We start from the raw sequence: 22632 nt of genomic DNA, 5'->3' as shown, positions 1-22632 counted from the left end.
ACAGCCAGCTCTCCCGTGATCTGCCAGGCGAGATCAAAGCGCCGGCTCAACCACCGAAAAGCGGTTGAAAGCCTTGCAAAGCGACCGCTCCTCTTCGGCAAGCCTTGGCAATGGATGAGGATTGATATACTAGTATGCACAACAGAGTCAACGTGCAGGAAATAGCATGCGGCAGGCATCCGGTTCCGAAGCGATCGACTTTCCGCCTATGACGGAAAGACCGGCGAAGCTGCGCCGCGTGACGACTGCCGATGCCATTTTCAACCAGCTCTATGCGGATATCGTCTCGCTGCGCATGCCGCCGGGAATGCCGCTGCAGGAGAAGAAGATCGCCGAGGAATTCGGCGTCAGCCGCACCCCGGTGCGAGAAGCCCTGCTGCGGCTCGCCGAAGGCGGCCTCGTCGATATCTACCCCCAATCGGCGACCGTCGTTTCCCGCGTGCCGGTTTCCGCCATCCCTGAAGCGGTTGTGGTGCGCAAGGCGCTGGAGACGACAACCGTCGAGGCTGCAACCCGAGGCGCGACACCAGCCGATATCCAGCGGCTCGACATGATCATCAGCCGGCAGAAATCGCTGGCCTCGCTCGGCGACACCTCGGGTTTCCACGAGGAAGACGAGGCCTTCCATGAGGCGATCACCCGGATTGCCGGTTACCCCGGCATCTGGACGATCCTGAAGACGGTAAAGGTGCAGATCGACCGCGCCCGCCGCCTGACGTTGCCGGCGCTCGGGCGCATGGACAATGTGGTGCGCGAGCATATCGTGATCCGCGACGCGATTGCCGGTCATGACGTGGAGGCCGCCCGCGAGGCGATGCTGCATCACCTCAGCGCCGTCATCCCTGACGTGGCGGAGCTGCGCACCCGCTATCCCGATTATTTCTGCTGATCCCGGCAGAACAGCGAAACAAGAAACAGAAGACAGACGAGGAGGAAACCGATGCGGCAAGGATGGAGATGGTTTGGGCCTGAAGCCCCGGTGACACTGGACGAGGTACGCCAGACCGGCGCGACGAATATCGTCTCCTCGCTGCATCAGGTGCCGATCGGCCGGGCCTGGACCGAAAAGGAAGTCGCCGAGCGCAAGTCGATGATCGAGACCACACCAGCCGGGCGCTCGCCGCTCATCTGGTCGGTGGTCGAGAGCATCCCGATCCCCGATGCGGTCAAGCGCAAGGGCGGCAAGGCCAAGGCCGAAATCGAAGCCTGGATCGCCAGCATGGAAGCAGTCGCAGCCTGCGATATCCCGATCATCTGCTACAATTTCATGCCTGTTGTCGACTGGACGCGCACGGAACTCGACTACATCACCCCGACGGGCGCGACCGCGATGCGCTTCGATCACGAGCGCTTCGCCGCCTTCGATCTCTTCGTGCTGCAGCGCCAGAGCGCCGGCAACGATTATTCCGAAGAGGACCAGAAGCGCGCCCGCGAAGTCTTCGACGAGATGAGCGAAGAGGAGGTCGCCGAGATTACCCGCATCATCACCTCGGCCCTGCCGGGCTCGACCACCGAGCCGCTGACGATCCCCGGTTTCCGCGAGGTCCTGTCTGCATATGCCGGCATCGATGCCCCGAAGCTGCGCCAGCACTTGATCGAGTTCCTGCAGGCGGTGACGCCGGCCGCCGAAGCCCGCGGCGTCAAGCTGACGCTGCATCCCGATGATCCGCCGCGCTCGCTCTTCGGCCTGCCGCGCATCGCCTCAAGCGCCGAGGACTACGCCGCCCTCTTCGACGCGGTGCCCTCACCCGCAAACGGCATGTGCTACTGCACCGGCAGCCTCGGCGTGCGCGCCGAAAACGACATGCCGGAAATCGCCCGCCGCTTCGCCTCGCGCATCTATTTCGCACATCTGCGCGCCACCAAGCGCGAAGGCGACGGCCGCTCCTTCCACGAGAGCGCCCATCTCGAGGGCGATGTCGACATGGTCGCCGTGCTCAAGGAACTCGTCGCCGAGGACAACAAGCGCAGCGCCAACGACCAGATCGTCTTCCGCTCCGACCACGGCCACCGCATGCTTGACGACCTCAACAAGACGGTGACACCGGGCTATCCGGCAATCGGCCGCATGCGCGGTCTCGCAGAGCTCAGGGGCATTCTCTACGCCCTCGGCTCAATCCCGTCCTAAACAGAAAAGGCGGCATTCCGGATGCCGCCTTCACTTATTCGCTATTGCTTATTTGCGGCAGGCTTACTGCCAGACGACGATCGGGGTCTTCTGCGGTACGCGGTCGTAGAGGTCGATGATGTCCTGGTTCAGCAGGCGGACGCAGCCGGACGAGACGGCCTTGCCGATCGAGCGCCATTCCGGATTGCCGTGCAGGCGGTAGAGCGTGTCTTCGCCGTTGGAGAAGATGTAGAGCGCGCGTGCGCCCAGGGGGTTTTTCAGGCCCGGCTCCATGCCGCCATTGGCGATCGAGTATTTGGTGAGCTCCGGCTGGCGGGCGACCATCTCATTCGGTGGCTTCCAGCGCGGCCATTTCTGCTTCCACTGGATCACGCCATTGCCGGACCAGGCAAAGCCTTCGCGGCCGATGCCGACGCCGTAGCGCATCGCCGTGCCGCCCGGCTGGACGAGATAAAGGAAGCGCGAAGGCGTATCGACGACGATCGTCCCCGGCGCCTGGCCGGTGGGGTCGATGACCTGCTGGCGATAGAAGCGCGGATCGATCTGCTGGTAGGGAACGGCGGGGATCAGGAAGCCGCCGTCTTCGATCGGGCCATACATGACTTCCAGTTCGGCATCGGTGGGGGCCGGCGTCGTCTGGAAGAGCCGCGGAACGCGGAAGGCTACGGGCTGGACGCCCGGGGCACTGGATGTGGAAGCGCAGCCGGCGAGCGCGGAGGCCGCGGTCAATGCCGAGAAAGACAGAAAGCTGCGGCGGGAAAGAGGTTTTTCGAAGCTCATGGCCTGGGAGGGACTTCCTTCTGACGCGGAACCGGCCCGTAACGGCAGGCCGGTCCCCGTTTGATTCATTCGACGCAATGAACGTCTCTTTGAAATCTATCGGCCCCAGCTAAATAAACCATAGCTTCACGAAGTCTTGTCCAGCAGTGAGCGCACGATATCGGTGGCGCTGTTGCGCTGCTACATCACCACGATCTCAGCCTTGGCGGAAACCCGGTCGTAGAGATCGACGACATCCTGGTTCAGCATGCGTACACAGCCGGACGAGGTCGCCTTGCCGATCGACTGCCATTCGGGCGTGCCGTGGATGCGGTAGAGCGTGTCCTTGCCGTCATGGAAAATATACATGGCGCGGGCGCCGAGCGGATTGCCGAGGCCAGGATTCATGCCGCCGTTCTCGGCGGAGAAGGAGCGCACGTCGGGCTGGCGCTGGACCATTTCGTCGGGCGGCGTCCAGCGCGGCCATTTCTGCTTCCACTGGATCACGCCACGGCCCGACCAGGCATAGCCCTCGCGGCCGAGACCGACGCCGTAGCGCATCGCCTTGCCATTGGGCTCGATGAGATAGAGGTGTTTGGTCCGGGTATCCACAACGATCGTGCCAGGCTTTTCGTTGCTCGGATAATCGACTTCCTGGCGCAGGTACTCGGAACTGACGCGGCTGACGGGAATGGCCGGCAGCCGGAAATCGCCATCCTGCTTTTCGGCATACATGGCGACACTGACGGGATTGCTGACCGGCAGGCCATAGGTCCGGCTGGATGCTGCACTCGGGATGCCGTAGGTGACGCCCGGGTCGGTGGCGCCCAAGGTCCGGCCGGGAATGCCGTAGCTCTGATTGTAGATCGTCGCCGGAACGCCGGGTCTCTGCGGTACGGGCGCATCGATCGGGCGCACGCGATTGGGATTGGTGCCCGGCTGATAGAAGACCGGCGCAGTCTCCTGCACGAAACGGGCGGGATCGGTGGCGCCGGTATCGGGGATCAGCACGTTGCAGCCGGCAAGAGACAAGGCAGCAACAGCAAGCCCGGCAAGAGGCAGCACCCGGCGCAAGAAATTCATAGATCCACCCTTATCGAAATCGGCAGAGAAACATATCTGCCGGAAGGATGGCATTTGCGGCTGGCGTGAAGCTGGTGTCGGGGGCGGTTTTTACGCCGCCACGCCCTGGAAGAAGTGGATGCTCTGGGCGATCTCGGCGGGGAGTGCCGAGGTGTGGTTGCCGGCGACCGTATCGGTTTCGATGCGAATGTTGGCGCGGCGGGCGCGGCGCGCGAGCAGGTCGGCGCGGTCGTTGAAATGCTCCTCTTCGGTGCCGTGGACGACTCGGACCGGGCATTTGAAGCTTTCGGCGTAGCAGAGCGCGGTACGGACCTCGAATTCCCGCTCGTTGCTGTCGTCGAAGCGGATATCCTGCGGGTAGCGGTTGAAGAAGCGGAATGCGTCCGGATTGCCGGAGATCGGGGCTGCGGCGCGGAACTTGTGGGTCGACATCGCCGCCAGCATGGTCAGCGTGCCGCCGATGCTGTGGCCGGCGATGAACAGGCGATTCTGGTCGACACCAGGCAGGTGCGCCATGCGGTCGGCGGCGGAGAGCACGTCGTCGACTTCGTCGTAGAAGCCGGAGAAATTGCCCATCTGGCCGTTTTCGCCGCGCAGCGACGGCATCATCACCACGAAACCGGCATCCATATAGGGCTTCATCAGCACCCAATGGCCCATGCCCATGGCATTGCCGCCATGCAGGAAGAGGACGGCGGGTTTGGGTTGGCGGGTGCGGGTATATTTGCTGACCCAGGCGCGCAGTTCCAGCTCGCTCCCCGCCCCCGAGCGGTAGAAGATCTGGTCGCCATCGGCGGGTGCCACGAGGGTTTCGTACTTGTCCGGCGCCGGGCCTTTCTGCAGCAGCTTGGTACGGAAATGGCTGCGGACCTTGGCGTAATCGTGGGAGATCAGCTTGGGCTTTGCGGGAACGTCGAAAGCGCGGGCCATGCCCGGCAGCAGCAGGCTTCCGGCAATGCCCGCAAGAACCGAGCGGCGCTGACGGAAGAAGGCATTCTGGTCATCGGTCATTGTTCAGCACTCTATGTACCCGGCCGCTAAAATGTGCCTGCAAATGCAATGACAACCAATACACATTGTGTTGAAAATGTGACCCTGCGGCATTTTGCGCAGGCGCGTCATTCCGCCGCCCTGGCGTCGATCATGGCGACCAGCGTTTCCAGCCGGTCGGCCTCGTAGCTCGGCTTGTCGGGCCTGAGACGCGAGATGCGCGGGAAGCGCATCGCCACCCCGGATTTGTGCCGGGTCGAGCGGTTGATTCCCTCGAAGGCGACCTCGACGACGAAGCCGAACTCCTTGTCGGCGCGCACGGCGCGGACCGGGCCGAAACGCTCGGTCGTGTTGTTGCGCACGAACTTGTCGAGCACTTCGAGCTCCTCATCGGTGAAGCCGAAATAGGCCTTGCCGACGGGCACCAGCTGTTCTCCATCCGGCATCTCGGCCCAGACGCCGAAGGTGAAATCGGAATAATAGCTGGAGCGCTTGCCGTGGCCGCGCTGCGCATACATCAGCACGGCATCGACATTATAGGGGTTACGCTTCCACTTGAACCACGGCCCCTTCATGCGGCCCGCCTGGTAGACGCTGTCTTTCCGCTTGATCATCACGCCTTCGATGACCGGATCGGGGGGCGTGGAGCGCAGCCCGTCGAGCTCCTCCCAGGTGGAGAAATCGACGAGCGGCGAGAGGTCGAAGCGGTCGTGCGGCGCCTGTTCGATGATCTCCGAGAGGCGGTCGCGGCGCTCGGTGTAGACAGTGCCACGCACATCCTCCTCACCGTCGAAGAGCAGGTCGTAGGCGCGGATGAAGGCGGGGTATTCCTCGAGCATCTTGCCGGTCACCGTCTTGCGGTTCAGGCGCTGCTGCAGATCGGAGAAGGTGCGGGTCGGGCTGTTGGAGCGCGCCGTGCCGCCGACCAGCAGCTCGCCGTCGACGACGCCGTTGAAGCTGATGGCATCGAGGACATCGGGGAAGGCGCCGGAGATGTCGTCGCCGGAGCGGGAGTAGATTTTTCGGGTGTCGCCGGAGCGCGAGAGCTGGACGCGGATGCCATCCCATTTCCACTCGGCGGCATAGTCCTTTGGGTCTAGATTGGTGAGGTCGCCCTCCTCGACGGGATTGGCGAGCATGACGGAGTGGAAGATCGCCGGCGTCGCCAGAACCGGCTTGCCGCCCTTGCCTTCCAGCCATGCGAACAGCGATTCGTAGGGCGGTTCGAGACCGTGCCAGAGGGTCTCGATCTCGGTGACATCCTTCGCCCCGAGATCGGCGAGCGCCTGCTTGGCGAGGCGCGCCGAGACGCCGATGCGCAGCGCCCCGGTGGCGAGCTTGATGAAGGCGAAGCGGCCGGAGGCATCGAGCCGGTCGAGGAGATCGCGGACATAGCTGCGGACTTCGGTGCGCCCGAGGGCATTCATGCGGGTGACGACTTCGCCGAGGCGCGGCTGCGCGAGGGCGGAGCGCTCGATGTCCTTCTCGTTGTCCCAGACCAGCGAAATGGTCTCGGCGAGATCGCCGACATAATCGTAGGAATAGCGGAACAGCACCTCGTCCATGCGCTCCAGCACCAGTTCGCGCAGCATGGCGGGCTTGACGTTGCGGACCTCGAGCGTGCCGGCGATGGCGGCAAGGCCATAACCGCGATCCGGGTCCGGCGTGTCGCGGAAATAGTCGGTGAGGAGCTTGAGCTTGCCGTTTCGCGAGGGGGTGAGGACGAGACGGTCGAGGAGGTCGGCGAAGGGTTTCATGGGTGGGGGCCGCCGCAACTCTGGGTGGGGTACCCCCCTCTGTCCTGCCGGACATCTCCCCCACAAGGGGGGAGATCGACTCGTGGTGAGGGTCTCCCCAAACAATTCAGATTGGAGCGAGCGGGTGCGCCCACCCAATCTCCCCACCTGTGGGGGAGATGCCCGGCAGGGCAGAGGGGGGCTGGCGGGGCACGATGGCCGACGGACATGAGCTCCATCAATCCCCCTCATCCTCATAGCCCACCAGATGCAGCGGTTTGGCTTTCACACCCTGCAGCTCGCACCAGCGCACCAGCGCCTCCTCGCGGCCATGCGTCACCCAGACTTCCGCTGGGTGCAGTTCGGTGATCGTTTCGGTCAGTTCCGGCCAGTCGCAATGGTCGGAGATGACCAGCGGCAGCTCGACGCCGTTCTGTTTGGCGCGCTGGCGCACCATCATCCAGCCGGAGGCGAAGGCGGGGAGTGGTTCGTGGAAGCGGCGGGCCCAGCGGTCGGCGAAGGCCGATGAGGGGCCGACGACGATGGCGCCCTTGAAGGCGGATTTGTCGCGGCCTTCGACAGTGGCGGGCAGCAACTCTCCGAGATCGATCCCCTGCCCCTGATAGTAATCGCAGAGCCGCTCCATGGCGCCGTGGATATAGATCGGCTTGTCGTAACCGGCATCGCGCAGCAGGCGGATGACGCGCTGGGCCTTGCCGAGCGCATAGGCGCCGATCAGGTGGGTGCGCTCGGGAAACTGGCGCAGCGACGCGAAGACCTTGCCGATCTCGTCCATCGGGTCCGGGTGGTGGAAGACCGGCAGGCCGAAGGTCGCCTCGGTGATGAAGACGTCGCAGGGTACCGGTTCGTAGGCGGCGCAGGTCGGGTCCGGGCGGCGCTTGTAATCGCCGGAGGCAACGATGCGCGTACCGTTCTTCTCGACCGCGATCTGCGCCGAGCCGAGGACGTGACCGGCCGGATGGAAGCTCACCTTGACGCCGTTGACGGAGATTTCCTCGCCGAAGGCGGCGGCCTGTTCGCTGCCGGCAAAATCCTCGCCGTAGCGCAGCCGCATGATATCGAGCGTCTGGCGCGTTGCCAGCACATGGCGATGGCCGGGGCGCGCATGATCGGAATGTCCGTGGGTGACGAGCGCCCGGTCGACCGGCCTGACGGGATCGATATAGAACCCGCCCTCCGGGCAGAAGAGCCCTTCGGGGGCGGGATAAAGCAGGGCGTCGGGTCGCATCATCCGAGGGAAGATAGCGGCATCGCTGCGAAGCGCCAGTAGCGGGCGGAAATTGCGCCGCCCGGCTACTTGAACATGCGCACCACGTCGCCCGGCGGCAGCGGCTTGGCAAAGCGGAAGCCCTGGGCCTCTTCGCATTTTGCCCAGCGCAGGAATTCCAGCTGGGCGTCGCTCTCGACGCCTTCGGCGACGACGGTGAGCTGCAGGGTCTGGGCGAGCGAGATGACGGCTGAGGCGATGGCGACGGCGGTCTTGTCGCCGGGGAGCGCCTCGACCAGCGAGCGGTCCATCTTCAGCCGGTCGAAGGGGAAGGTCTTCAGCGCCGCGAGGCTGGAATAGCCGGCGCCGAAATCGTCGATCGACAGGCGCACGCCGAGCCGGTGCAGGCGGCCCATGATGCCGATCGCCTTGTCGACGTCCTGCATGACGGTGCTTTCAGTGAGCTCCAGCTCCAGCCAGCGCGGATCGAGGCGGTGGCGCTCCAGCGCTTCGTGGACGTGGCCGGCGAAATCCGGGTCGGCGAACTGCTTGGCGGACACGTTGACGGCGACGGTCACGGGCTTCAGGCCGCGATCCTGCCATTCGCGCGCCTGGCGGCAGGCTTCGTTCAGCACCCAGAGACCGAGCGGGATGATGAGGCCGCTCTCTTCGGCAAGCGGAATGAAATTGCCGGGCGGGATCATGCCGCGTTGCGGATGGTTCCAGCGCACCAGAGCCTCCAGGCCGGTCAGGCGGCCGGAGACGACGGCGACCTGCGGCTGGTAATGCAGGCAGAGGTGATCGGCGACGATTGCCTGGCGCAGTTCCTCTTCCTCGGTCAGCGGGATATCGACGCAGTAGTCGCGCTGGCGATTGTGATATTGCAGCCTGTTGCGGCCGAGTTCCTTGGCCCGGTACATGGCCTGATCGGCATTGGCGATCAGCTCTTCCGGCGTGTTGCCGCCCGCGGGGAAGGCGGCGACGCCGATGCTGCTGGTGACCGGGAACTCCGTCCCATCGAGGATAACCGGCCGGGTCAGCGCCTTCTGCAGCTCGCGAAGGCGGCGCTGGATGCCGGCATCGTGGCTGGACTGATGGACGAGGACGACGAGGAACTCATCGCCGCCGAGACGGACGACCATGTCGGAAGCGCGCACGCAATTGACCATGCGCGCGGCGATCTCCTTCAGGACCTCGTCGCCCGCGGCATGGCCGTGGCTGTCGTTGATGTCCTTGAAATTGTCGAGGTCGATATAGGCGACGGTGACCTTGCGGTTGTTTCGGCCGGCCTGGAACAGGGTTTTTGCCATGCGCTCCTTCAGGAAGGCGCGGTTCGGCAGGCCCGTCAGGTCATCGTGATGGGCCATGAAATAGATGCGGTCGTCGACGCGTTTGCGCTCGATGGCAATGCCAGCGATATGGGTGGCGACGGCGACCATTTCGCGCTCGTGCTCACTGGGTTCGCGCACCGTATCGGAATAGAGCGCGAAGGTGCCGAGCACGTTGTTTTGCGAGGTCAGGACCGGCGCCGACCAGCAGGAGCGGAAGCCGAATTCGGCGGCGACGCCACGGAAATCCTCCCAGAGCGGGTCGGAGAGCACATCCGAGACGATGACGGTCTTGCCGCGCCAGGCGGCGGTGCCGCAGGAACCGACCTTGGGGCCGATCGGGATGCCATCGATCATGCGGCTATAGGCGCTCGGCATGTTCGGGGCGGCGCCATGATGAAGCCGGGTGCCGTCGCGGTCGAGCAGCAGGACGGAACCGGTGACGCCATCCAGCTCGGCCTCGATGAGCAAAACGAGCGCCTCGAGGATCATTTCCAGCGGTTCGTTGCGGGCGATCATTTCAAGGAGCGCCGACTGGCCGCGGCGCAGGTCTTCCTGGCGCTTGCGCTCGGTAATGTCTCTGGAGACGCCGATGAGGCCGACCACCTCGCCGCGATCGTTGCGCAGCGGGATCTTCGAGGTCAGCCGGCACATCGGCTTGCGGCCGGGCATCGGGATAATCTCTTCCATGTCGAGCGCCGGAACGCCCGTCGACATGATCTCCTGCTCGATATCGAAATAGCGCCGCGCCATCTCGAATTCGAAGAGATCGAAGTCGCGCTTGCCGGCAATATCGGCGGCATTCTCGAAATTGTGGCTGCGGGCGACGACGGCATTGGCGAAGACGAAGCGGCTGTCACGATCCTTGACGTAGAGGAAATCGGGAAGCGCGTGGACGATCGCCTTGAGGCGAACGTTCTCGATGCCGTCGGACTGATGCGCGTTGGCGGCCATCATCGCTTCGGTAGCGACAACGAGACGCTTGGTTTCTTCTGCAAGATCGCCGTCAGACTGCCATTGTTTGGCACTCATTTCGTTCATGACGACGCTCCCAACCGGCCCAGGCCGTACGCTGTAAAAGTGACAATAGAAATTGCGAATAGGCTAATGCGCATTCCCTTCGGCTTGCTTAAATGGAAAGGTGAAAGGGCGCCAAATAATCATCTACAAGAGTTTGCGTTTGCGCCCTGCGGTTACTGACGGGCAAGGTTTTCGTGCCAAAAACAAACATCCATTTGTTCCGAAATAGCTATGTGTTCCATAGCAACCAGAGGATGCCGCATGGTTGAACGCCGGGCTATACTTGCACTGCTTGCTACGGCGGCGGCCCTCCCCTTTGCGCGCCCTGCCCTTTCGGCCAGCAAGCCGCCGGCGCTGCGCGGCGCGCTCGATGCCTCCAGCATGAAGAAGAGCGACCTGCAGGCGATGATCGACACGGCGGCCGGCAGCGATACGCCGCTTTACCTGCCGCCCGGAACCTACAGGGCGACCAATCTCGTGCTGCCCGACCGTATCAGGATCACCGGCGTTCCCGGCGCGTCGCGCATCGTCCATACCGGGCCGCTGAACTCTGCCGAAGGGGCGCGGCGGATCGAGCTTTCTGGCATCACGATCGAAAGCGGCGGCGGCACGGCGGAGGATCTGAACGGCGGGCTTCTGCAGCTGACGGGGATCGGCGCACTCTCGATCGACAATTGCGAGATCCGCGGCGGCACCAAGCACGGCCTGAGGCTGGAGCGCTGTGCCGGGCGGGTGGAGCGCTCGCGCTTTTCCGGCGCCGGACAGGCGGGCATCTTCGCCGTCAATTCGGCGGGACTGACGATCGACGGCAACACCGTGGCCGACTGCGGCAATGGCGGCATCCTGGTGCACCGCTCGGAGAAGGGCGAGGACAACAGCGTCGTCACCGGAAACCGCATCACCCGCATTCGCGCCGATGACGGCGGAACCGGTGAAAACGGCAACGGCATCAACGTGTTCCGCGCCGGCGGCGTGATGATTGCCAACAACCACATTTCCGACTGCGCCTTCACCGCCATCCGCGCCAATTCCGGCGACAACGTGCAGATCAGCGCCAATCAATGCCTGCGCTCCGGCGAGACGGCGATCTATGTCGAATTTGCGTTTCAGGGCGCTGTGGTCTCCGGAAACCTCGTCGACGGTGCCGCGAACGGCATCTCGATTGCCAATTTCAACGAGGGCGGCCGTCTCGTCAGCATAACCGGCAACGTCGTGCGCAATCTGAAGCTCAACGGACCCTACAAGCCCGACGTCGCCTTCGGCACCGGCATTGCCGCGGAAGCCGATACGGTGATCTCCGGCAACGTCATCGAAGGCGCGCCTTACTGGGCGCTGCAGCTCGGCTGGGGTCCCTATCTGCGCAATCTTGTGGTCACCGGAAACGTCATCCGGCAATCGGCCGTCGGCTGCGCCGTTTCGGTTGCCGACGGGGCGGGAACCGCGATCATTGCAGACAATGTCTTCGAGGCGATGAAGGATGGCGCGGTCTTCGGCTATGCCTGGGAGAAGAGGCAGACCGGCGAGCTCGCGAAGGCGGGCGCGGAGGCCTTTCCGCATCTGCAGATCGAGCGAAACCGCATCATCTGACGACATATCAAAAGCTTTCATCGGTCCATCAGCCACAGCCACTTTTCCGCAGGCAGCGGCGTTTATAGGGTCCGCGCGAAACCAGAGGGGATACCGACATGCTGAAGATCTACGGCGTTTACCGCTCCCGCGCCTCGCGCGTCTACTGGATGGCCGAGGAGCTCGGCATTCCGTTCGAATATGTCCCGGTTCTGCAGGTCTTCCGGATCGCCGATCCGGCTGCGGCCGGCACGCCGCTCCACACGCGCTCGCCCGAGTTCCTCGACGTCAATCCGATGGCGATGATCCCGAGCATCGAAGACGACGGGTTCGTCATGCACGAGTCGCTGGCGATCACCCAGTATCTCGCCAAGAAGCATGGCGGGGCGCTGGCGCCGAGGACGCTGCAGGAAGAGGCGCTGATCAGCATGTGGTCGATCTGGGCAACATCGGAAGTCGAAGTGCAGACGATCCAGATCGTCAAGACCTATGACAATGGGCTTGAGAATACCGAAGGCGGCAAGTCGGTGATCGCCGTTGCCGCCCGCCAGCTGAAACGGCCGCTCGACGTGCTGGAGCAGCATCTGTCCAGGAATGAATGGATCGCCACCGACCGCTTCACCGCCGCCGACCTCAACATCGCGGAAGTGCTGCGTTACGCGCAGACGGAAGAAGCGCTGTTTACCGCACGGCCGCATATCGACGCCTGGATCAAGCGCTGCCAGTCGCGCCCGGCTTACCTGAAGATGCAAGCCGGCCGCGCCGCCGAGCCCAGCTGATCAGGCAAACAGCGCTTCCGTTTCCTTCATCTCGAAACGGATCCACTCCTTGAACGCGCGGACCTTCTTCGGCTCGCGCGTGCCTTCCGCGGTGATGAAATAATGGCCGAAGCCGGTTCTGGCGCGGATGCCGAAGGGCGCCACGAGCTGGCCGGCCTGCAGCGAATAACCCGCCAGCGTCTGCCAGGCGAGCATCACCCCCTGCCCGGCGATCGCCGCATCGAGACAGAGCGAGGCGTCGTTGAACACATGCCGCGTCGTCAGCGTCGAGCCCGACAGGCCGGCCTCGCGCATCCAGACTTCCCATGAAAACATCGCCTTGCCGTCGATGATGGCGGGGAGTTTCAGGATATCCCGCGGCTCCCGGAGCCCTTCGGCGACGCGCGGCGCGCAGACGGGAAAGACCTCCTGCTGCAACAGCAGCTCCGCCCTGACGCCCGGCCACTGGCCGCTGCCGACGCGGATGCCGAGATCGACATCGGAGGCCGCCGGATTGACGAGCCTGGTCGTGGCATCGATGCGCAGATTGATATCGGGGAAATGCTCGGCAAAACGATCGAGCCGATAGACCAGCCAGCGCGCCGCAAAGACCGGCGCCACCGAAATCGTCAGCGTCGTCTCATCCTTCTTCTGCGCCATCGACACGGCTTCCGAGAGACGCGCCATGCCCTCGCTCAGCGCCGCCAGAACCGCCGCCCCGGCTTCGGTGACCACCATGCCCTTCGGCGTACGCTCGAAGATCGCCCGCTCCAGCTGCGCCTCGGCCTTGATGACCTGCTGGCTGACGGCGCCGACCGAGACACCGAGTTCATCGGCCGCCAGCTGCAGCGAGCCGAGACGGCCAACCGCTTCCAGCGCCCGCAGGCCGTTCAGATGGACGGAGTTCAGGTTTCGCATATAGGTTTTCTATAGTGGGCGCCGCGTAATCTCAATTGAAAACGAGTGAGGGGAGCGCGATATTTCAGGCATCAAGATCGATCGGAACCTTCTGCACGGGCGGCGCTTGGCGCTTCCGCGTTGCCGTTCCATTTTGCGAAGAAAGCGAGGATCGCCATGTCGCTTCTGAAGTTTTTCTGGAATGAACTGGTTTCGGCTCCGGTGGCGCCTAATGATCCGCTGGCGCATTGCGAGATCGCGGCGATGTCGCAACGGGAGATCGCCGATCTGCCGCTGGGTTTTCCGAAGCCGAAGCCGACGCGGTTCGAGGTCGCGCGACTGGCGCGGTGCGCGTGAGCTGACACGGTGGCGCTCTCACCCGGAGCCCCCTCACCCTACCCTCTCCCCGGTGGGGAGAGGGGAACGTTGGCGCAAGAGGTACCCTCGAGTTCCCTTCTCCCCAGCGGGGAGAAGGTGGCCCGAAGGGTCGGATGAGGGGGCCGCGGTCGCCAAGTTATCGGTCCGCGAGATGCATTCACCGTGATAGACTCTCCCACGCCGAAATGAGGGAGAACAACGCCATGCCCGAAACAATGGACAGCATCTTCGCCCGCCTGATCCGGCTTGCCGAGGAGGCCGGGTTGCCCGGCGTCGAGCAGAGCACGACCTATGGCAATCCGGCGCTGAAGGTTGGCGGCAAGGCGTTTGTTTCGGTGAAGAACAACGAGACGCTGGTGCTGTCGATCGCCATTCCGGACAAGGAGCAGCTGATCGAGATGGCGCCGGAGATCTATTTCCAGACGGATCATTACAAGGGCTGGCCGTCGCTGCCGGTCAGGGCGGCGGCGATCGGCGATGACGAGCTGCGCGGGCGGCTCGTCAATGCCTGGCTGTTCCGGGCGCCGAAGAAGCTGGCGGCGACCTACCGGGCCTAGGCCTGGTCTTTCGCCAGCGCCGCCTTGACGGCCGGGCGGTCCAGCATGCGGGCGTAGTGCGCGGAAACCTTCGGAAAGCGGGCCATGTCGACACCGTCGCCGGGGAGCCACTTGGTCATGGTGAAGAGGTAGCAGTCGGCCACGGTATACTGCTCGCCCATGACCCAGGGGCCGGCGAACATCTTGTTCTCGATCATCTCAAAACTCTCGCCCATGGTCTGCGGCACCTTGGCGCTCATGTCGGCGATCGCGGCGGGATCATTGGCCCAGCGGGCGCCGCGGCGACTATGGGCGTGGTTCACATGGACGGTGGAGGAGAGGTAGCTGTTGAAGGCCTGCAGGCGGGCGAATTCGAAGGGATCATCGAGCGGCGCGAGCTTTGCCTGCGGCACGGTCTGGGCGATATAGGCGAGGATGGCGATGGTTTCCGTCAGCACGCCGCGATCGGTGACCAGCGCGGGGACGCGGCCCTTCGGATTGATCGCCAGATAGTCGGCCGCACGCTGCTCGTTGTCCTTGATGCTGAGCTTCTTCGGCTCGTAGGGGAGACCCGCCTCCTCCAGCGCGATCAGGCTCGCGAGCGCGCATGTTCCCTGGGCGAAATACAATGTCAGCATGATCGTCTCCCTGTTTTGGGAGATGTATAGCGTGGCGGCGGAGCGGCTGCCATGAGGAAATCGGACGCAGCCCCGACGCTCCCTCATCTCTGTAACATCCCGTGGGCATAGCCCGAAGGGCACAGAGATGAGGGAGCTGTGCGAGCACTTACGCCGCCACCGCACACCCCGGCACATCCTCAAGCCGGTGCCAGACCGGGATGCCGCGTTCGCGGGCGATGCGGACGTCGTTGTCGGCGCCCTTGGAGTCGCCCGGCAGGCGCAGCACGCCCTCGCAGAGTTCCAGCAGGCGGTGGGCGACGGGGTAGAAGATTTCCTCGTGCAGGGCGTCGCCGATCGTCTGACCGCCCGCGGCATTCCAGACCGGCAGCGCCACCCATTCGCCGATCATCGGCACATGGCCTGCCCGGAACAGCGCGTAGGACGGCTCTTCCAGCCGCTTCAGGTTGGCAGCCATCTTCGCCGGGTCGTCACCCGTGCCAGACCGGTAGGGACCGGCAATCAAAATCAACATGATCAAAACTCCACAACTCCCGGCCTCATGCACGGGATCGCACGATAATGCGCGAAATTACTTGCTTGTCGAGTCATTTCAGGCAATATCGTGAGGTATCGTAAATTTCCGTGCAGGACCATGCTGACCACACAACGCAAATCCCTGATCCTCGACATCCTGCGCCGCGACGGCCAGGTGGTGGCCAAGCGCGTTGCCGAAGATTTCTCGCTGTCGGAGGATACGATCCGCCGCGACCTCAGGGAGATGGCGGCCGAGGGCTTGCTGAAGCGCGTACATGGCGGGGCGCTTCCGCTCTCGCCGGATCTGCCTGATTTTTCCGCGCGCCGCGCCGTCGCGTCAGATGCCAAGCAGCGGCTGGGCACGCTGGCAGCGGGAATGGTGAAGGCGGGGCAGCTGATCTTTCTCGACGGCGGCACGACGACGGCGGAGATCGCCCGGCGGCTGCCGCGCGACATCGCCTTCACCGTTGCCACCCACAGCCCGACGATCGCCGCCGAGCTGGAGCATCATCCGACCGCCGAAGTGATCCTGACAGGCGGGCGGCTCTACAAGCATTCGATGGTGGCGACGGGTGCGGCGGCGATGAGCGCGATCTCGCAGCTGAGGCCCGACATCTTCTTCCTCGGCGTTACCGCCGCGCACCCGGTTCACGGGCTGTCGACGGGGGATTTCGAGGAGGCGGCGATCAAGCGGCATATCGCCCGCTGTTCGGTCGAGACCTATGTGCTGCTGACCGAGGAGAAGCTCGACCTCGCCTCGCCCTGCCCGGTTCTCGGCGTCAGTGAGGTTTCCGGGCTGATCGTGCCGGAGGGGATTGCGGAGACGCGGCTTTCTCCCTACCGGGTGCTCAACGGCGCGATCCTCGTGGCATGAAGGGTTCGATCAGGCGCTCACGCAACAGCGCCAGATCCTGCGGCAGCAGCGTTGCGGCCAGGCCGGCGGCGAAGAGGCCGAGCACCGTATAGGCGGGCATCATGCTGCCGGTTCCGAGATCAAGGGCATTTTCCAGCGGCGCCTGCAGTCCGGCGATCGAGGATGCAATCCAGGGCATGCCGATCAGGCGGGCGGGCGCAGCGGCGAAGCCCGGCGTTTGCGCCAGTGCCGTCAGCGCGCCATAGGCGGCGCAGAACCAGAGCAGCCCCTTGAGCCAGAGCCATTCGCCGAAAGGCACGGTGCGCCCTTCCTCAAACGGGATTGCCAGATAGGCACAGAGGACATTGATGAACAGGAACGCCGCAGGCAGGCTTTCGGCGACCATTTCCGGCCGCAGCATACCGGTCCAGCCGGCCGCGAGGATGCCCGGGAAACCCGCCGAGGCATAGAACCAGAGCAGCGCCACGGCGGCCCAGGCCCATCCGGCCTTGAGATAGCGCAGCCGCGCCACGGTGCAGACCACCATGATCAGGCTCGCCAGCCCCATGCCGGCCGGCTTCATCGCGCCCGACATGGTGAGCACGATCGGCCCGCAGGACCCGGCCACCTCGGCGCAGCCGGACATGGCGACGATCGCCCAGGTGACGTAATCGAAACACATCGAAAAGAACAGGAAGACCGCGACTGCGATCAGCATCCACCAGAGATAGCGGCCTGCAAACATACCCTGCCCTCATGGCATAGAAGGAGTGGAACCTCGCGCCATTGTAGGACAAATTCCGGCGGCCGCACGCGCAGCCGCCGGAATTGGTTTAATCCATATTAGTGTTTGCTGATTTTTGTAAAGCTTATGTGCCGCAACGGTACGAGTCGTTAGTAAAACGCAGCCGTGGCGCGCACCTCGCCCACCACTGCGCCATTGCGATTGTGGATCGGACGGGTGGCGAGCGCCATCAATGCCGCATGCGTTTCGCCGCCCTTTTCGAAAAAGCGGGCGAGTGTGGCGGCAACCATGGCTTCGGCGGCGCGCGTCGTGCCGTCTTCGCATTTCAGTGCGACGGCAATCCCCTGCTCCGGAAGCGTGGCGCAGAAGACGCCTTCGGCACCGGTCTTGGCAAAGATCTTGCCGGGGGCGATCTGCATCAGCGCCGTGCAGGTGCCGCCGGTGCCGGAGACATAGAAGGGCTCGGCCATACAGGCTTCCATCAACCGCTTCGAGGCGCGGGCGCGTAGCGGCTCGAGGCCTTTGCCGGTCGTCATCCTAGCAAAGCCATGCGCCAGGCGCTTCAGCGGTACGGCATAGGTCGGGATGGCGCAGCCGTCGACCCCGCAATTGTCATGGGCGAGAACGGCGCCCGTCAGGCTTTCCATCGTGCCGCGGATTTCGCGCTGCAGCGGATGGTCGTAGCCGACATAGCCCTTGGTATCGATGCCCTGATGGACGCAGGTGCAGACGAAGCCGGAATGCTTGCCGGAGCAATTGTTATGGAGCGCATTCGGCTTGTCGATCGTCCGGGCTTGATGGATCAGGGTCGCCTGGTTTCCAGACCAGTGCGTGCCGCATTCGAGCGCGCGCTCGTCACGCCCGGCGCGCGCCAGCATCGAGGCGGCGAGCGCGACATGCGCATCCTCGCCGTAATGCGAGGAACAGGCGAGCGACAATTCGCTGTTGCCGAAGCCATAGGCATCCGCCGCGCCGCTTTCCACCAGCGGCAGCGCCTGCATCGCCTTGCAGGCCGAGCGCGGAAACACCGCAGCATCGGCATCGCCCAGCGAGAACACCACCTTGCCGTCCCCATCGACGGCGACCACCATGCCGCGATGACGGCTTTCGACGAGCGAACCACGGGTGACTTCGACGGTGACGGGATTGGACATGGGGGATTCCTGCGGCTGGTGTTTCGAGAGCAATAGCCATTTGCCGGAGCCTTGCCAACCGCTCAGTCAAAACCATGCTGCAAGCGGCCCGGCGCTGTGGTAGCGTCCCTGCAACAAGGAATTTCCGATGCCGAAACCACAACACCGGATTGCCGTCGAACTGCCGGAAGAGCTGGAGAGCAAGGTCGCCTTGCTTGCAGCCAGCACCGGCCGTTCGCAGGCCGAACTCGTGACCGAGGCGGTGGAGAGCTATATCGCCAACACGGCACGCTGGCAGCAGGACATGCAGGAGGCTCTTGATGGCATCGGCGATGGCGGCCATGACGGAGACGAGGTCCTGAAATGGCTCGACAGCTGGGGCACGGAACGCGAGCTTCCGCGCCCGGCCCTTCGTCCCGTCCGCTGATTTCCCGGCATGGAGCTTCGCTTCAGCCGCCAAGCGCTCGCAAATCTCGACGACCTCAAGCAGTGGCTTGGCCCACGCAGCCCGCAAGGACACAGAAGCGTTGCGGCCGCCCTTTCCCGCTGCATCCGCAAGCTGACCGACCATCCGGATGCAGGCGCCCGACCGCCATGCCTGACATTCGCGAGCTGATCGAGCCCCGCTACGGCTTCATCATTCCCGATACACAGCGCGGCGGCATCATCTGGATCCTGCGGGTCTACAGCGCGCGGCGATATCCGCTGAACCTCACCGAAATCAAACGCCCGCCCGATGCCTCATGACGGGCGCAATTGCGCCATCATGGTCGGGAATATCATCCTATCGGCGCTGGTTGAGGGGCTTTGTCGTTCATGCGGTTTTTCAAGAGGCTGTTTCTGGCAATCGCGGTCATCTATCTGCTGCCGGCGATCGCGGCTGCCGGGTGGTGGGCGCTGAAGGAGCGGCCGCAGAGCTGGCGTGAGGCGAAGTGGACATCGGCGGGTGTTTTGCCGAAGCCGGATGCCGATGGCGAGGCGGCGATCTACATTCTCTCCGCCTCGACGGGCGGCATGAAAGGCGCGGTTGCCAGCCATTCCTGGATCGTTACCAAGGGTGCGGGAGACACGGCCTATAACCGCTATGACAAGGTCGGCTGGGGCTCGCCGATCCGCCGCAACAACTATCAGCCGGATGCCTACTGGTATTCGAACACGCCGCATATCGTGCGAGCGCTGAAGGGGCAGGAGGCGCAGGCGTTGATCCCCAGGGTCGAGGCGGCGATCCAGTCCTATCCCTATGCGGCGACGGGTGATTACCGAATCTATCCCGGGCCGAACTCCAACAGCTTCGTCGCCCATGTGCTACGAACCGTGCCCGAACTCGGCGCCGTGCTGCCGCCCGATGCCGTCGGGCGCGATTTCCTGACCGACGGCCGTTTCTTCGAGATCGACCCCGATGGCCGCGACATGCATGCGACGCTCTACGGCCTGATCGGCTTTGCCGCTGGGGCGCGCAGCGGCTTCGAGGTGCATTTCATGGGGCTGGTCGCGGGCGTGGATATCGCCAATCCGGGCGTGAAGATCCCGGCATTCGGGCGGGTGGGGATCTGATCTCAGTGCAGCGTGGCGACGGGATTGAACACCTGCCCCAGGAAGGCGCGCAGGACATCTCGCGAATGATCCGACGGGATGTTGTGGCCGCAATCGAAGATGCGGAGCTCGACCGGAACACCCGCGTCTGACAGCGCCTCGGAGAACATCTCGGCCTGTGCAACGGAGGCGCGGTCGTCATGCCTTCCGTGCAGCAGCAATGTTTCCGCCTGGAATTTGCGGGCGTGATGGAGCGCCGAGCGGGCGCGGAAGGCGTCTTCCGATAGGCCGGCTTCGCGCTCGATCGCCTGACGCAGACCCGGCCATGCGGTGTCAAAAGCGGCTTTCAAATCATAGACGCCGCTGGAGAGGATGATGGCCCGCAGATCATCGACTTGGGCTGCGGCCATGGCCGATGCGACGGCACCGCGGCTGTGGCCGTAGAGCACGATGCGATGTGGATCGACGGTGGGTTGCTGGCGGAGAAATGACAGGGCGGCAATGATTGCCTGCTGGGTCTTCGGGCCGCAGAAATCGGGAGGGCCGTCCGACGCGCCGAAACCCGGCTGGGAGACGGCGGCCGCCGTGATATCCAGTCTCGACGAGAAGCGGGCGAGCATGCCGGAATCGGCGGCTTCGCTGGCGCCGATCAGGCTGCCGCCCTGATTGCCGTGGACGAAAAGCAGCGCGCCTTTCGGCACCGGATTTGCCGGTTGCGCCTGGATGAGCTCGACGGTTGCCCCGTCTCCCCGGTCGATCAGATGCCGCGTTATCCTGAGCATGAAGGCTCCGCTTGATGAGTGCGCGCAAAAGTAGCGTCGCTTTCGCGAGTCGGCAATCACGCGCCGTCGCACTGCATCACACGAATTGACATCCCCATCACAAACTATCGTTTTCCGATCGCGCCCGGCGGGACTACAGCTAGCGCATCGGGAATCACGTCCATGCCATCTGCCTTCTCCGTCATCATCCGCGAACCGAAAATCCGCATTCCGGCGATCACGCTGGTTGCGCTCGCCTTCACCTATGCCTCGACGCTGCCCTATCAGTCGATCATCGGCATCAACGAGCTCGGCATGAGCGACGGCGCCTATTCGGCGCTGGTGTTCTTCTCGGCGCTTGCGAATGTCGCGACCAGCCTGACGCTGGGGATCTGGTCGGACCGTATGGCCGACAGGCGGCCGCTGGTGCTGATGCTCTCGGTCTGCGGCATGGTGGGCTTCGGCTCGGTCTTCATCTTTCACACGGCGCCGGTCTTCGTTCTCTGCGTGCTGCTGCTGATCCCGATGAGCAACTCGACCTATTCGATCCTGTTTGCCAGCATCCGCGCCACCACCAACCGGATGGACCGGGGTTTGGCGGGGTCGATCTCGTCGACGGTGCGGGCGCTCTATTCGGGATCCTGGGCGCTGGCGCCGGGGGTGATCGGGCTTTATCTGGCGACCGCGCAGTCGATGACGCCGGCCTACGGAATTGCCGGTGCGGCGAGCCTCACCTGCTTCCTTCTCTATTTCTTCTTTGCCGGAAAGACGCCGAAATCTTCCGGGCCGCTCTCGGATGCGCCGGGTTTCCTGCCGTCGCTGAAGCGCATCCTGCAGCCCTATATCCTGAAGCGGATCATCGCCATGTCGCTGCTGCTCGGATTGCAGCGGCTGAACACCATGCTGTCGCCGCTGATCATCACCCACCCGGCGGGAGGTACCGTCGTCGATGTCGGCTTCATGGCGGGGCTGACGGCCTTTCTGGAAATGCCGTTCATGATGATGTGGGGGACGCTGCAGAAGCGCTTCCGCAACGTGCATATCCTCGCCGTCGGCAGCCTGATCTACTGCCTCTACCTGACGCTTGCGGGCTTTGCCTCGGCGCCGTGGCACATCTATGCGCTGGTGGGAATCAATGCCTGCGGGGCGGCGGCGATCCTCAGCGTTCCCATCACCTATCTGCAGGATCTGATCGCCGACCGGCCGGGGCTCGGTAGTTCGCTGATCTCGGTCAGCGTCTTCATCAGCAACGGCGTGGCGGCGACGATCTTCGCGATCGGCACGACGCTGACGGATTATTCGGGAACGGCGCAGATCGCGGCCTTCGCCGGTCTGGGCGCAATCGGCTTCCTGCTGTTCCTCGAAAGCAGCAAGCGGCAGCTGAGCGCGGCTTAGGCGCTGATCCGGTAGGCGCAGCGGCGGGCGCCGAGCAGGATATGTTCGGAGCGCTCGACATCAGCGCCGAGCACGCTGCGGAAGGTCTCGATCTCCGAGCGGCAAAAACCGGCGCAGACGCTGGCGGCGGCGCAGATCGGGCAATGGTTTTCGACGAGCATGAAGGTGCCATCCTCCTCCTGCCAGTAATCGGCCATGTAGCCCTCGCGGCTTCTGATCGCGGCGAGCTGTCTGACGCGCTCGGAAAGTGCGGCGGCCGAGACGTCCTGCCGGTAGCGGGCAAGGATTTCCGTTTCTCGGGCGGAGATGACGGCGTCGAGGGCGGCGGGGCCGAGCTCTGCGGTGATGATCGAGAGCAGGCCGGCGGTGAGTTCGGCATGGCCGTCGGGGAAAGTCTGATGGCCTGCCGCGGTCAGCTGCCAGAGCTGCTTGGGGCGGCCGCGGCCGGCACCCTGCTCCGTCACGGGTTCGGCAAACCCCTCTTCCGCCAGCTTCGTCAGCTGCTGGCGGGCGGCTTCGGCGGAGATACCGAGATGGCGGCCGACATCGGCGCCCAGTTGCGGGCCTTCGGTCTTCAGCAGAAGCAGGATACGGTTGGCAGGCGATTGGCGCATTTATTTTTCCAAGCTTACACTTGTTTTAATAACACAA

The 22632-nt window shown here is 64.1% G+C and carries 24 protein-coding genes; 11 read left to right on the top strand and 13 right to left on the bottom strand.

The features are described 5' to 3' along the window. Window positions 1-166: 166 nt before the first annotated feature. Together ACODR6_RS05755 and uxuA are read left to right on the top strand one after the other, a co-directional pair. On the top strand, window positions 167-889 hold the full coding sequence (locus tag ACODR6_RS05755; RefSeq protein ID WP_112715051.1) for a GntR family transcriptional regulator: 723 nt from the start codon (window positions 167-169) through the stop codon (window positions 887-889). Window positions 890-940: 51 nt separating this feature from the next. After that, window positions 941-2128: a mannonate dehydratase gene (gene uxuA, locus ACODR6_RS05750; RefSeq protein ID WP_489021397.1), complete on the top strand. Its 1188-nt coding sequence runs from the start codon at window positions 941-943 to the stop codon at window positions 2126-2128. 63 nt (window positions 2129-2191) lie between these two features. On the opposite strand, the gene ACODR6_RS05745 is transcribed toward uxuA, so the two are convergent. From ACODR6_RS05745 to ACODR6_RS05720, 6 genes are all read right to left on the bottom strand, one after another. Beyond that, window positions 2192-2908 (bottom strand): L,D-transpeptidase, encoded by a 717-nt coding sequence (locus ACODR6_RS05745; RefSeq protein WP_112719234.1) that lies wholly within the window; start codon window positions 2906-2908, stop codon window positions 2192-2194. A 180-nt stretch (window positions 2909-3088) separates the two neighbouring features. After that, entirely contained in the window at window positions 3089-3970 is an 882-nt protein-coding gene (locus tag ACODR6_RS05740) for a L,D-transpeptidase (protein ID WP_489021395.1), read from the bottom strand. A gap of 90 nt (window positions 3971-4060) precedes the next feature. Next, window positions 4061-4981, bottom strand: a complete 921-nt coding sequence (locus ACODR6_RS05735) for an alpha/beta hydrolase family protein (protein ID WP_130278808.1) — start codon at window positions 4979-4981, stop codon at window positions 4061-4063. A 107-nt stretch (window positions 4982-5088) separates the two neighbouring features. Further along, window positions 5089-6717 carry a cisplatin damage response ATP-dependent DNA ligase gene (locus tag ACODR6_RS05730; protein ID WP_489021393.1) on the bottom strand — a complete coding sequence of 543 codons (1629 nt, stop codon included), beginning with the start codon at window positions 6715-6717 and terminating at the stop codon, window positions 5089-5091. Between the two features lie 217 nt (window positions 6718-6934). Further along, window positions 6935-7945, bottom strand: a complete 1011-nt coding sequence (locus ACODR6_RS05725) for a ligase-associated DNA damage response exonuclease (protein WP_489021391.1) — start codon at window positions 7943-7945, stop codon at window positions 6935-6937. Window positions 7946-8010: 65 nt separating this feature from the next. Then, a complete protein-coding gene (locus tag ACODR6_RS05720; RefSeq protein WP_489021389.1) occupies window positions 8011-10293 on the bottom strand; it encodes a sensor domain-containing protein in 2283 nt (760 codons plus the stop codon). Window positions 10294-10533: 240 nt separating this feature from the next. Here ACODR6_RS05720 and ACODR6_RS05715 point away from each other — a divergent pair, with 240 nt between their 5' ends. Together ACODR6_RS05715 and ACODR6_RS05710 are read left to right on the top strand one after the other, a co-directional pair. Beyond that, window positions 10534-11859 (top strand): TIGR03808 family TAT-translocated repetitive protein, encoded by a 1326-nt coding sequence (locus ACODR6_RS05715; RefSeq protein WP_489021387.1) that lies wholly within the window; start codon window positions 10534-10536, stop codon window positions 11857-11859. 98 nt (window positions 11860-11957) lie between these two features. Then, complete coding sequence (locus ACODR6_RS05710; protein WP_203429390.1) at window positions 11958-12617, top strand: glutathione S-transferase family protein; 660 nt, start codon at window positions 11958-11960, stop codon at window positions 12615-12617. Here ACODR6_RS05710 and ACODR6_RS05705 read toward each other — a convergent pair whose 3' ends face one another. After that, the gene (locus tag ACODR6_RS05705) at window positions 12618-13514 is read right to left on the bottom strand and encodes a LysR substrate-binding domain-containing protein (protein ID WP_489021385.1); all 897 of its coding nucleotides are present in this window, start codon (window positions 13512-13514) and stop codon (window positions 12618-12620) included. Between the two features lie 156 nt (window positions 13515-13670). Here ACODR6_RS05705 and ACODR6_RS05700 point away from each other — a divergent pair, with 156 nt between their 5' ends. Both ACODR6_RS05700 and ACODR6_RS05695 read left to right on the top strand, forming a co-directional pair. Then, window positions 13671-13850, top strand: coding sequence for a hypothetical protein (locus ACODR6_RS05700; RefSeq protein WP_489021383.1), 180 nt, complete (start codon window positions 13671-13673; stop codon window positions 13848-13850). Between the two features lie 224 nt (window positions 13851-14074). Next, window positions 14075-14428: an MmcQ/YjbR family DNA-binding protein gene (locus ACODR6_RS05695; protein ID WP_112719243.1), complete on the top strand. Its 354-nt coding sequence runs from the start codon at window positions 14075-14077 to the stop codon at window positions 14426-14428. On the opposite strand, the gene ACODR6_RS05690 is transcribed toward ACODR6_RS05695, so the two are convergent. Together ACODR6_RS05690 and ACODR6_RS05685 are read right to left on the bottom strand one after the other, a co-directional pair. After that, complete coding sequence (locus ACODR6_RS05690) at window positions 14425-15045, bottom strand: glutathione S-transferase family protein (RefSeq protein ID WP_489021380.1); 621 nt, start codon at window positions 15043-15045, stop codon at window positions 14425-14427. The genes ACODR6_RS05695 and ACODR6_RS05690 overlap by 4 nt on opposite strands. Window positions 15046-15193: 148 nt before the next feature. Next, a complete protein-coding gene (locus tag ACODR6_RS05685) occupies window positions 15194-15559 on the bottom strand; it encodes a DUF4406 domain-containing protein (RefSeq protein ID WP_489021378.1) in 366 nt (121 codons plus the stop codon). A gap of 120 nt (window positions 15560-15679) precedes the next feature. Between ACODR6_RS05685 and ACODR6_RS05680 the strand changes: the two genes are divergently transcribed. Continuing rightward, the gene (locus tag ACODR6_RS05680; RefSeq protein ID WP_489021376.1) at window positions 15680-16435 is read left to right on the top strand and encodes a DeoR/GlpR family DNA-binding transcription regulator; all 756 of its coding nucleotides are present in this window, start codon (window positions 15680-15682) and stop codon (window positions 16433-16435) included. Here the strand turns inward: ACODR6_RS05680 and ACODR6_RS05675 are convergent. Both ACODR6_RS05675 and ACODR6_RS05670 read right to left on the bottom strand, forming a co-directional pair. Further along, a complete protein-coding gene (locus ACODR6_RS05675) occupies window positions 16410-17159 on the bottom strand; it encodes a hypothetical protein (RefSeq protein WP_489021374.1) in 750 nt (249 codons plus the stop codon). The two genes, ACODR6_RS05680 and ACODR6_RS05675, sit on opposite strands and share 26 nt — an antisense overlap. Window positions 17160-17308: 149 nt before the next feature. Continuing rightward, on the bottom strand, window positions 17309-18313 hold the full coding sequence (locus ACODR6_RS05670) for an asparaginase (RefSeq protein ID WP_489021372.1): 1005 nt from the start codon (window positions 18311-18313) through the stop codon (window positions 17309-17311). 127 nt (window positions 18314-18440) lie between these two features. Between ACODR6_RS05670 and ACODR6_RS05665 the strand changes: the two genes are divergently transcribed. From ACODR6_RS05665 to ACODR6_RS05655, 3 genes are all read left to right on the top strand, one after another. After that, on the top strand, window positions 18441-18719 hold the full coding sequence (locus ACODR6_RS05665; protein WP_489021370.1) for a hypothetical protein: 279 nt from the start codon (window positions 18441-18443) through the stop codon (window positions 18717-18719). A 167-nt stretch (window positions 18720-18886) separates the two neighbouring features. Continuing rightward, window positions 18887-19039 carry a hypothetical protein gene (locus tag ACODR6_RS05660; RefSeq protein WP_489021368.1) on the top strand — a complete coding sequence of 51 codons (153 nt, stop codon included), beginning with the start codon at window positions 18887-18889 and terminating at the stop codon, window positions 19037-19039. Between the two features lie 69 nt (window positions 19040-19108). Continuing rightward, window positions 19109-19846, top strand: a complete 738-nt coding sequence (locus ACODR6_RS05655; RefSeq protein ID WP_489021366.1) for a DUF3750 domain-containing protein — start codon at window positions 19109-19111, stop codon at window positions 19844-19846. A 2-nt stretch (window positions 19847-19848) separates the two neighbouring features. On the opposite strand, the gene ACODR6_RS05650 is transcribed toward ACODR6_RS05655, so the two are convergent. After that, window positions 19849-20607, bottom strand: coding sequence for an alpha/beta hydrolase family protein (locus tag ACODR6_RS05650; RefSeq protein ID WP_489021364.1), 759 nt, complete (start codon window positions 20605-20607; stop codon window positions 19849-19851). A gap of 162 nt (window positions 20608-20769) precedes the next feature. On the opposite strand from ACODR6_RS05650, the gene ACODR6_RS05645 reads away from it, so the two are divergent. Next, complete coding sequence (locus tag ACODR6_RS05645; RefSeq protein WP_489021362.1) at window positions 20770-21981, top strand: MFS transporter; 1212 nt, start codon at window positions 20770-20772, stop codon at window positions 21979-21981. Here ACODR6_RS05645 and ACODR6_RS05640 read toward each other — a convergent pair. Beyond that, window positions 21978-22595 (bottom strand): helix-turn-helix transcriptional regulator, encoded by a 618-nt coding sequence (locus tag ACODR6_RS05640; RefSeq protein WP_489021360.1) that lies wholly within the window; start codon window positions 22593-22595, stop codon window positions 21978-21980. The genes ACODR6_RS05645 and ACODR6_RS05640 overlap by 4 nt on opposite strands. Between the last annotated feature and the right edge of the window lie 37 nt (window positions 22596-22632).

The sequence above is a fragment of the Rhizobium sp. FG96 genome, assembly GCF_057808655.1.
This window is presented reverse-complemented; position numbering and strand designations above follow the sequence as displayed.

Excerpts from the sequence above, each read along its gene's own strand:
- ACODR6_RS05700 (WP_489021383.1), top strand. The coding sequence starts at position 13,671 with ATGTCGCTTCTGAAGTTTTTCTGGAATGAACTGGTTTCGGCTCCGGTG.
- ACODR6_RS05645 (WP_489021362.1), top strand. The coding sequence starts at position 20,770 with ATGCCATCTGCCTTCTCCGTCATCATCCGCGAACCGAAAATCCGCATT.
- ACODR6_RS05710 (WP_203429390.1), top strand. The coding sequence starts at position 11,958 with ATGCTGAAGATCTACGGCGTTTACCGCTCCCGCGCCTCGCGCGTCTAC.
- ACODR6_RS05670 (WP_489021372.1), bottom strand. The coding sequence starts at position 18,313 with ATGTCCAATCCCGTCACCGTCGAAGTCACCCGTGGTTCGCTCGTCGAA.
- ACODR6_RS05730 (WP_489021393.1), bottom strand. The coding sequence starts at position 6,717 with ATGAAACCCTTCGCCGACCTCCTCGACCGTCTCGTCCTCACCCCCTCG.
- ACODR6_RS05640 (WP_489021360.1), bottom strand. The coding sequence starts at position 22,595 with ATGCGCCAATCGCCTGCCAACCGTATCCTGCTTCTGCTGAAGACCGAA.
- ACODR6_RS05685 (WP_489021378.1), bottom strand. The coding sequence starts at position 15,559 with ATGTTGATTTTGATTGCCGGTCCCTACCGGTCTGGCACGGGTGACGAC.
- ACODR6_RS05695 (WP_112719243.1), top strand. The coding sequence starts at position 14,075 with ATGCCCGAAACAATGGACAGCATCTTCGCCCGCCTGATCCGGCTTGCC.
- ACODR6_RS05655 (WP_489021366.1), top strand. The coding sequence starts at position 19,109 with ATGCGGTTTTTCAAGAGGCTGTTTCTGGCAATCGCGGTCATCTATCTG.
- ACODR6_RS05745 (WP_112719234.1), bottom strand. The coding sequence starts at position 2,908 with ATGAGCTTCGAAAAACCTCTTTCCCGCCGCAGCTTTCTGTCTTTCTCG.
- ACODR6_RS05715 (WP_489021387.1), top strand. The coding sequence starts at position 10,534 with ATGGTTGAACGCCGGGCTATACTTGCACTGCTTGCTACGGCGGCGGCC.
- ACODR6_RS05660 (WP_489021368.1), top strand. The coding sequence starts at position 18,887 with ATGCCTGACATTCGCGAGCTGATCGAGCCCCGCTACGGCTTCATCATT.
- ACODR6_RS05740 (WP_489021395.1), bottom strand. The coding sequence starts at position 3,970 with ATGAATTTCTTGCGCCGGGTGCTGCCTCTTGCCGGGCTTGCTGTTGCT.
- ACODR6_RS05650 (WP_489021364.1), bottom strand. The coding sequence starts at position 20,607 with ATGCTCAGGATAACGCGGCATCTGATCGACCGGGGAGACGGGGCAACC.
- ACODR6_RS05705 (WP_489021385.1), bottom strand. The coding sequence starts at position 13,514 with ATGCGAAACCTGAACTCCGTCCATCTGAACGGCCTGCGGGCGCTGGAA.
- ACODR6_RS05755 (WP_112715051.1), top strand. The coding sequence starts at position 167 with ATGCGGCAGGCATCCGGTTCCGAAGCGATCGACTTTCCGCCTATGACG.
- ACODR6_RS05735 (WP_130278808.1), bottom strand. The coding sequence starts at position 4,981 with ATGACCGATGACCAGAATGCCTTCTTCCGTCAGCGCCGCTCGGTTCTT.
- ACODR6_RS05665 (WP_489021370.1), top strand. The coding sequence starts at position 18,441 with ATGCCGAAACCACAACACCGGATTGCCGTCGAACTGCCGGAAGAGCTG.
- ACODR6_RS05720 (WP_489021389.1), bottom strand. The coding sequence starts at position 10,293 with ATGAACGAAATGAGTGCCAAACAATGGCAGTCTGACGGCGATCTTGCA.
- ACODR6_RS05690 (WP_489021380.1), bottom strand. The coding sequence starts at position 15,045 with ATGCTGACATTGTATTTCGCCCAGGGAACATGCGCGCTCGCGAGCCTG.
- uxuA (WP_489021397.1), top strand. The coding sequence starts at position 941 with ATGCGGCAAGGATGGAGATGGTTTGGGCCTGAAGCCCCGGTGACACTG.
- ACODR6_RS05680 (WP_489021376.1), top strand. The coding sequence starts at position 15,680 with ATGCTGACCACACAACGCAAATCCCTGATCCTCGACATCCTGCGCCGC.
- ACODR6_RS05675 (WP_489021374.1), bottom strand. The coding sequence starts at position 17,159 with ATGTTTGCAGGCCGCTATCTCTGGTGGATGCTGATCGCAGTCGCGGTC.
- ACODR6_RS05725 (WP_489021391.1), bottom strand. The coding sequence starts at position 7,945 with ATGCGACCCGACGCCCTGCTTTATCCCGCCCCCGAAGGGCTCTTCTGC.